The following is a 6,343-nucleotide window of genomic DNA, read 5'->3' as shown; positions in this document are numbered from 1 at the left end:
GAGATAGCGAGCTTCATAGCCGACAACGGCGGGAACATCGTCCACTTTGACCAGCACATAGACTACCAGAAGGGAATCTTCTTCGCACGGGTTGAGTGGGACGTGTCCGAGTTTCGCATACCCAAGGATGGGATTGAGGAGTCCTTCAGACCGACCGCGGAGCGGTTCTCTATGAACTACTCTCTCCACTTCAGCGATGCACCCCAGAGGGTAGCAATATTCGTTTCCAAACAGGAGCACTGCTTCTACGACCTCATGCACAGGTTCAGGAGCGGAGAGCTGAAGGGGGAAGTCAGGCTCGTCATAAGCAACCACGAGGACATGAGACCTCTCGCTCAGTTCTTCGGTGTTCCCTACTACCACGTGCCCAAGAGCAGGGAAAACAGGAAAGAGGCGGAGGAGAAAGAGCTTCAGCTCCTTGAGGAGAGCGAAATAGACACAATAGTCCTCGCCCGCTACATGCAGATACTCTCCAAGGATTTTGTGGACAGGTACAGGAACAGGATAATAAACATACACCACTCCTTCCTTCCCGCCTTCCCCGGTGCCAAGCCTTACCACAGGGCTTACGAGAGGGGTGTGAAGATAATAGGGGCTACGAGCCACTACGTGACGGAGCTACTTGATGAAGGACCTATAATTGAGCAGGACATAATAAGGGTGAGCCACAGGGACTCTCTGGAAGACTTCATAAGGAAGGGAAAGGATATAGAGAAGGTCGTTCTTGCAAGGGCTGTGAAGTGGCACTTGGAGCACAAGGTGCTCGTTTACGACAACAGAACCGTAGTCTTTGACTGATTTACTTGGTTACGGTTATGTATATGGCGAGGTGCCCCTCTCTAACCTTGTAGCGGGTTATCATAAGCTTGTCCTTGAAGGCATCTGGTATCTCCCTGTATATGTCTGAGCTCTTGAGAACGTCAAAGACGCTGAGTTTGAGATACTCTCCCTCCTGCTCAACCCCTTTCTCCTGTAGGAGCCTATCAATTCCCTCCCTGGAGATTATCTTTAGGAATATTCCCATATCCTCGGTTTCGTACTCCCGGACGTTGAAGACCTTCTGTTCCTCCTGAGCACCCCTGAACTCAAAGCTTTTCTTAAACAAAAGCCCCTTCTTCTTTCCCCTTATCTTTACGAGCCTGTCGGAGAAGGAGAAATCCAGCTCAGGAAAGACCCTCTTGAAGTCTTCCGGGCGTAGCTTTACCTCAACCTCAGTGTCTATAAGGTTTCCGAAGTTTATAAGGTCCTCTTTAAATATCCCCATGGCTTAATTATCTTTATGCACGATCTTTCCATCCTTTATGGTGTATATCACCTTACCCCTCAGGACCCTGTTCCATAGAGGGGTGTTCCTGCTCTTTGAGAAGTTGGTCTCCTCGTTCAGAACCCACTCCTTCTTTAGGTCAATTATCACTATGTCAGCCTTGGAGCCTTCCTTCAGTGTACCTCCTTCAATTCCGAGAATCTTCGCAGGGTTTGTTGACATGAGCTCAACCATCTTGAAGAGGGACAGGTGCTCCTTTGCAACGAGCTCAAGCATTATGGGAAGGGCTGTCTGAAGCCCTATCATACCGGGCAGGGCGCTCTCAACACTCCCCTTCTCAAAGGGGGCGTGGGGGGCGTGGTCCGTGGCTATGCAGTCAATTGTCCCATCTGAGAGAGCCTCTAAGAGGGTCCTCCTGTCCTCCTCCCTTCTGAGGGGCGGGTTTACCTTTGCGTTCGCACCGCTCCTCAGGATCTCCTCTTCCGTAAATATCAGGTGGTTGGGGTTTACCTCACAGCTCACCCTAGTCCCCTTCTCCTTGAATCTCCTGACTATGTCCACCCCGAGGGCTGTGGTGAGGTGCTGGATGTGAACGTGTCCCCCAGTGTAGTAGGCGAGTATGCAGTCCCTTGCGTTCAGTATGTCCTCCGCCTCGGGCGGTCTTGAGGACAGTCCCAGGAGGGCTGAGACCTCACCCTCGTTTATAGAACCCTTTGCAAGGCTGTCATCCTCGCAGTGGTTCATGACGGGAACTCCGAGCTGGGCACAGAGCTCAAGTGCTCTCCTCATTATCCCCGAGTCCATAACGGGAGAGCCATCGTCGGTGAAGGCTACGCAGCCAGCCTCTTTCAAGGAGTAAAAGTCGGAGAGCTCCTCTCCCTTCCTCTCTTTAGTTATCGTACCCGCCGGGAGGACCTCGCAGAGACCCCAGCACTTTGCCTGAGCCCTTATGTACTGGGCAACCTCGGGAGAGTCAATGGGTGGCTGGGTGTTCGGCATGCACACTACCGTTGTGTAGCCTCCCGCAACGGCGCTCCTGCTCCCGCTCAGGATATCCTCCTTGTAAGTCTGTCCCGGGTCCCTGAAGTGGACGTGAAGGTCCACAAAGCCTGGGGCAACTATGAGTCCCTTGGCATCAATTATCTCAGCCTCCGGCTCAAATATTTCCTCCTCAACCCTCTTTATCCTGTCGCCCTCAATGAGTATGTCGTATATGCCAAGAAGCTCCTGGGAGGGGTCAACGAGGGTCCCTCCCTTTATAAGATGCTTTATCATCCCTGAGCGGCGCCTTCCTGAGCGAGCTTCTCCGCCTGTTCAGCGAGGTTTATTACCTGAGGTATAGCTTCCTTGAGAGCCTGAAGGTCGCTCAACTCCCTGAACTGGGCTACAACCACAGCCAAGGGCTCAAGTATCTCCTCTTTGAGGGGTCCTTCCCCTGCCTTTATCTGAGCCATTGCACCGAATATGGGGTGCTTTATGCTCTCAATGAGGGGCTTTGCCTCTTCCTCGGAGCTTGAGCTCGCTATCTGCTCCAGGATGTCCCTGAACCTCTTGATAAGCCCTATCCCAAACTCAAACTCCTTGCTCATCATCTCAGCCAACCTCCTTGTAGTTTTTAAGCCTCTCAATAAGGAGCTCAAGGCTATCCTCCTCGCTCAAACCAAGATGTCTCAGCAGAGAGCCTATGCTGACCCACCTCTTAAGGACCATACCCTGGGTTATCAGCCTCTCAAAGGGCTCATCGTCCCTAACGAGACCTATGTCCTTCAGGAACTTCTGGAAGAAGCGGGCGTAGAGAAGGTGCAGGACCGCATGCTCTATACCCCCTATGTAGGAGTCAACGGGCATCCAGTAATCAGCCTTCTCCCTTGAGAAGGGCTCCCTGTCGTTCTTGGGGTCGCAGTATCTTAAATAGTACCAGGAGGAGTCAAAGAAGGTATCCATCGTGTCCGTTTCCCTCTTAGCCGGACCTCCGCATCTGGGACAGCTCGTTTGGACAAACTCCTCCGAACTTTCCAGAGGATTTCCCCTGCCGGTGAACTCAACGTCAAGGGGGAGCTTTACGGGAAGCTGTTCCTCGGGCACGGGGACGGTCCCGCACCTGTCGCAGTAAACTATTGGTATGGGTGTTCCCCAGTACCTCTGACGGGAGATGTTCCAGTCCCTGAGCCTGTAAGTTACCTTTGGCTCTCCGAGACCCTTTTCCTTGAGCCACAGGGTTATCTTACTCTTCGCCTCCTGTGAGTCCATCCCATCAAAGCCGTCGGAGTTTATGAGCCTGCCAGCACCCTCGTAGGCTCCCTCCTCAAAGTTCCATCCCTCTTCTGGCATGACAACTGGCACTATATTGAGCCCATACTTCTTTGCGAACTCCCAGTCCCTCTGGTCGTGGGCGGGCACTGCCATTATCGCACCGGTCCCATACTCGTAGAGGACGTAGTCTGCGGTCCATACGGGTATATCCTCACCGCTTGCCGGGTTCCTGGCGTAAACGCCCAAGAAGACGCCTTCCTTATCCTTATCTCCCCTATCCCTCTGGGGGAGATTTCTGACCTTCTCAACGAACTTCTTTACCTCCTCCTGCCTTCCGCCCCTCTTTGCGAGCTCAAGGGTCAGGGGATGCTCGGGGGCTAAGACGAGGAAGGTGGCGCCGAAGACCGTATCGGGTCTCGTCGTAAAGACGGTAACGGGCGTGTCTCCGACCATGAACTTCAGGAGAGCACCCTCCGACCTTCCTATCCAGTTCCTCTGCTGGGCTATAACCCTTTCGGGCCACTTACCCTGCAGCTTTTCAAGGTCCTTTAAGAGACGCTCCGCGTAGTCGGTTATCTTCAAAAACCAGGAGGGCACTTCCTTCTGGACTATCGGTGTGCCGCACCTCCAGCACTTACCCTCTATCACCTGCTCGTTTGCCAGAACGGTCTCATCGTGGGGGCACCAGTTCACGAGGGCTGTCTTCCTGTAAGCTATCCCCCTCTCGTACATCTTCAGGAATATCCACTGGTTCCATCGGTAGTACTCGGGGTCACAGGTGGCTATCTCCCTCTCCCAATCGTAGGAAAAGCCCAGGAGCTTGAGCTGTCTCCTCATGTAGGCGATGTTTTCATAAGTCCACTTCGCCGGGTGTATTCCCTGCTTTATGGCTGCGTTCTCTGCGGGAAGCCCGAAGGCATCCCAGCCCATCGGATGGAGAACGTTCTTTCCCTTCATCCTGAGGAAGCGTGCCACCGCATCCCCTATGGTGTAATTCCTCACGTGCCCCATGTGTATGCGACCCGATGGGTAGGGGAACATCTCAAGGACGTAAAACTTATCCCCCTCACCTTCCTTTGCTCTGAATACACCCCTCTCTTCCCATACCTTCTGCCACTTTTCCTCAATCTCCTTGGGATTGTAGGGTTTCATATATATAGATTATAGCCCAAGCTCCCTTCTGAGCTCCTCCGCTGGCTTTGGTCTTCCGAGGAAGTATCCCTGCCCGAGGTCACAACCCATCTCCTTCAGTATATCAAGCTGTTTCTCGTTCTCAATCCCTTCCGCTATCGTCCTGAGCCCCAGATTCTTGGAGAGCTGAACTATGGCGTTCACTATGGCTCTGTCCTCGGGGTCACTGTCTATGTCCTTTACGAAGGAGACATCAATCTTCAGGAAGTCAACAGGCAGATACTTCAGGTAGGCAAGCGAAGAGTATCCAGTCCCAAAGTCATCTATAGCCACCCTGACGCCATGGTCCTTCAGAAGGTTGAGGCTTCTGTTGGCAAACTCAACGTCTTCCATTATCACGCTCTCGGTAACCTCAAGGGTTATAAGTCCACCCTCCACACCGGTCTCCTTTATCACCCTCTCAACCCTCTCGGTGAAGGACCTGTCCCTGAACTGAACGGGGGATACGTTCACCGAGACGAAGAGCCCCGTCTCCTTCGCCATCTTGCAGGCTTGTCTGAGAACCCACTCCCCAACCTCCTTTATCAGACCGGTGCTCTCAAGCACGGGTATGAACCTTGAGGGGTAAACGATACCGAGGTCCTCGCTGTTCCACCTCAGGAGTGCCTCCATACCCTTTGGCTTCAGCTCCTTCAGGTCAAAGTATGGCTGGTAGTGGAGGATGAACTCTTCCCTCTCAAGGGCTTTGAAGAGGTGCCTCTCAAGGAGGACGAACTCGGTCATCTGGACGTTCATGTCCTCCTTATAGAACTGGTAGCTGCTTGGTGCGCTCTCCTTGGCATGGGAAAGAGCCATCTCAGCCTTCTTTATAAGGTCCTCCGCCTCGGAGCCGTCATCGGGAAAGATCGCTATGCCGATGCTCAGGTTCTGCCTTATCTCCTCTCCGTCTAACCTTATGGGTTCCTGGAAGCTCCTGAAGAGGCTCTCAACCACCTTGGGTATGTCTTCCTTCTGAGCGAGGTCTGCGAGAACCACGCCGAACTCGTCACTTCCGAGCCTCGCAACGGTATCGCCCTCCCTCAGGACCTCCCTCAACCTCCTTCCCACCTCTTTCAGCACCGCGTCCCCTGTGGGGTAGCCGTAGGTATCGTTTATGTACTTGAACCTGTCAAGGTCTATGACGAGAACCGCAAGGCTCCTCCCCAGAGCTTTAGCCCTTGACAGGGAAAACTTGAGCCTTTCAACGAAGTTGACCCTGTTGGGAAGGTCGGTGACGGGGTCGTAGTAGGCTATGTAGTTGAGCTTTTCCCTGAGCTCCCTCTCCTGGGTTATGTCCTTACCGGTGGCTACAAAGCCTACCACATCTCCCTGAGCATCCTTTATCGGCGTTATCGTCTGGTCAAGATAGAAGAGCTTTCCGTCCTTCCTCCTGTTTATGAAGACGCTCCTGAAGGTCTCACCCGAGAGTATCCTCTCCCAGAGCTTTCTGTAGAAGTCCACCCTGTGTTTGCCCGACTTGAAGATGGAAGCCTTCTTTCCGAGGAGCTCTTCCCTGCTGTACCCGCTTATCTCCTCAACAGCTCTGTTTGCATACTGGATGTGCCCCTCCCTGTCGGTTATGAGTATCCAGTCCGAGCTCTGCTCAACGGCGAGGGAGAGCTTGTTCAGCCTGTCCTCCTTCTCGGTGAACTCTAT

At 53.3% G+C, this 6,343-nt stretch carries 6 protein-coding genes; 1 reads left to right on the top strand and 5 read right to left on the bottom strand.

The features are described from left to right. Nucleotides 1-798 (top strand): formyltetrahydrofolate deformylase (purU, locus tag AC1HCM_RS05305; protein WP_479460727.1); only part of this gene is annotated, 798 nt, incomplete at its 5' end. Nucleotide 799: 1 nt separating this feature from the next. Here the strand turns inward: purU and AC1HCM_RS05300 are convergent. The 5 genes from AC1HCM_RS05300 to AC1HCM_RS05280 all read right to left on the bottom strand — a co-directional run. After that, complete coding sequence (locus AC1HCM_RS05300; protein WP_479460726.1) at nt 800-1,264, bottom strand: hypothetical protein; 465 nt, start codon at nt 1,262-1,264, stop codon at nt 800-802. 3 nt (nt 1,265-1,267) lie between these two features. Next, nucleotides 1,268-2,539 (bottom strand): dihydroorotase, encoded by a 1,272-nt coding sequence (locus AC1HCM_RS05295; protein ID WP_479460725.1) that lies wholly within the window; start codon nt 2,537-2,539, stop codon nt 1,268-1,270. Beyond that, a complete protein-coding gene (locus tag AC1HCM_RS05290; RefSeq protein WP_479460724.1) occupies nt 2,536-2,865 on the bottom strand; it encodes a hypothetical protein in 330 nt (109 codons plus the stop codon). Before AC1HCM_RS05290 ends, AC1HCM_RS05295 begins: the two co-directional genes overlap by 4 nt. Then, nucleotides 2,858-4,669 (bottom strand): leucine--tRNA ligase, encoded by a 1,812-nt coding sequence (gene leuS / locus AC1HCM_RS05285; RefSeq protein WP_479460723.1) that lies wholly within the window; start codon nt 4,667-4,669, stop codon nt 2,858-2,860. The genes AC1HCM_RS05290 and leuS overlap by 8 nt, the downstream gene beginning before the upstream one ends. Before the next feature lie 9 nt (nt 4,670-4,678). Next, nucleotides 4,679-6,343: putative bifunctional diguanylate cyclase/phosphodiesterase (locus tag AC1HCM_RS05280; RefSeq protein WP_479460722.1), on the bottom strand; the 1,665-nt coding region annotated here is incomplete at its 5' end.

The sequence above is a fragment of the Hydrogenivirga sp. genome (assembly GCF_056450045.1).
The sequence above is the reverse complement of the archived record's forward strand: the minus strand, read 5'-3'. Positions and strand labels throughout refer to the sequence as shown.